This window comes from Streptococcus infantis (assembly GCF_047465185.1).
GTDB classification, from domain to species: Bacteria; Bacillota; Bacilli; order Lactobacillales; family Streptococcaceae; genus Streptococcus; species Streptococcus infantis_O.
Map to the genome: position 1 here is coordinate 1 of NZ_JASHAJ010000008.1, position 2,274 is coordinate 2,274.

The 2,274-nt window shown below is 50.9% G+C and carries 1 tRNA gene and 2 rRNA genes; all 3 read left to right on the top strand.

What is annotated here, in order from left to right:
* Positions 1-1,344: ribosomal RNA gene (locus QM382_RS08820) — 16S ribosomal RNA — on the top strand; the annotation flags it as partial.
* Positions 1,345-1,394: 50 nt separating this feature from the next.
* A tRNA-Ala gene (locus tag QM382_RS08825) sits at positions 1,395-1,467 on the top strand.
* 125 nt (positions 1,468-1,592) lie between these two features.
* A 23S ribosomal RNA gene (locus tag QM382_RS08830) occupies positions 1,593-2,274 on the top strand; the annotation flags it as partial.

Below are 2,274 nucleotides of genomic sequence, written 5' to 3' on the forward strand. Positions count from 1 at the left end.
CTTGAAAGGTGCAACTGCACCACTACCAGATGGACCTGCGTTGTATTAGCTAGTTGGTGAGGTAACGGCTCACCAAGGCAACGATACATAGCCGACCTGAGAGGGTGATCGGCCACACTGGGACTGAGACACGGCCCAGACTCCTACGGGAGGCAGCAGTAGGGAATCTTCGGCAATGGACGGAAGTCTGACCGAGCAACGCCGCGTGAGTGAAGAAGGTTTTCGGATCGTAAAGCTCTGTTGTAAGAGAAGAACGAGTGTGAGAGTGGAAAGTTCACACTGTGACGGTATCTTACCAGAAAGGGACGGCTAACTACGTGCCAGCAGCCGCGGTAATACGTAGGTCCCGAGCGTTGTCCGGATTTATTGGGCGTAAAGCGAGCGCAGGCGGTTAGATAAGTCTGAAGTTAAAGGCTGTGGCTTAACCATAGTACGCTTTGGAAACTGTTTAACTTGAGTGCAAGAGGGGAGAGTGGAATTCCATGTGTAGCGGTGAAATGCGTAGATATATGGAGGAACACCGGTGGCGAAAGCGGCTCTCTGGCTTGTAACTGACGCTGAGGCTCGAAAGCGTGGGGAGCAAACAGGATTAGATACCCTGGTAGTCCACGCCGTAAACGATGAGTGCTAGGTGTTAGACCCTTTCCGGGGTTTAGTGCCGTAGCTAACGCATTAAGCACTCCGCCTGGGGAGTACGACCGCAAGGTTGAAACTCAAAGGAATTGACGGGGGCCCGCACAAGCGGTGGAGCATGTGGTTTAATTCGAAGCAACGCGAAGAACCTTACCAGGTCTTGACATCCCTCTGACCGCTCTAGAGATAGAGTTTTCCTTCGGGACAGAGGTGACAGGTGGTGCATGGTTGTCGTCAGCTCGTGTCGTGAGATGTTGGGTTAAGTCCCGCAACGAGCGCAACCCCTATTGTTAGTTGCCATCATTTAGTTGGGCACTCTAGCGAGACTGCCGGTAATAAACCGGAGGAAGGTGGGGATGACGTCAAATCATCATGCCCCTTATGACCTGGGCTACACACGTGCTACAATGGCTGGTACAACGAGTCGCAAGTCGGTGACGGCAAGCTAATCTCTTAAAGCCAGTCTCAGTTCGGATTGTAGGCTGCAACTCGCCTACATGAAGTCGGAATCGCTAGTAATCGCGGATCAGCACGCCGCGGTGAATACGTTCCCGGGCCTTGTACACACCGCCCGTCACACCACGAGAGTTTGTAACACCCGAAGTCGGTGAGGTAACCATTTGGAGCCAGCCGCCTAAGGTGGGATAGATGATTGGGGTGAAGTCGTAACAAGGTAGCCGTATCGGAAGGTGCGGCTGGATCACCTCCTTTCTAAGGATAAGGAATGCACATTGGTCTTGTTTAGTCTTGAGAGGTCTTGTGGGGCCTTAGCTCAGCTGGGAGAGCGCCTGCTTTGCACGCAGGAGGTCAGCGGTTCGATCCCGCTAGGCTCCATTGGTGAGAGATCACCAAGTCATGCACATTGAAAATTGAATATCTATATCAAATAGTAACAAGAAAATAAACCGAAAACGCTGTAGTATTAATAAGAGTTTATGACTGAAAGGTCAAAAAAGTAAGGTTAAGTTAATAAGGGCGCACGGTGGATGCCTTGGCACTAGGAGCCGAAGAAGGACGTGACAAACGACGATATGCCTTGGGTAGCTGTAAGTAAGCGATGATCCAGGGATTTCCGAATGGGGGAACCCAACAGGTACTACCTGTTACCCATATCTGTTAAGGATATGAGGAGGAAGACGCAGTGAACTGAAACATCTAAGTAGCTGCAGGAAGAGAAAGCAAAAGCGATTGCCTTAGTAGCGGCGAGCGAAACGGCAGGAGGGCAAACCGAAGAGTTTACTCTTCGGGGTTGTAGGACTGCAATGTGGACTCAAAGACTATAGAAGAATGACATGGGAAGGTCAGCCAAAGAGAGTGAGAGCCTCGTATTTAAAATAGTCTTTGTACCTAGCAGTATCCTGAGTACGGCGAGACACGTGAAATCTCGTCGGAATCTGGGAGGACCATCTCCCAACCCTAAATACTCCCTAGTGACCGATAGTGAACCAGTACCGTGAGGGAAAGGTGAAAAGCACCCCGGGAGGGGAGTGAAATAGAACCTGAAACCGTGTGCCTACAACAAGTTCGAGCCCGTTAATGGGTGAGAGCGTGCCTTTTGTAGAATGAACCGGCGAGTTACGATATGATGCGAGGTTAAGTTGAAGAGACGGAGCCGTAGGGAAACCGAGTCTGAATAGGGCG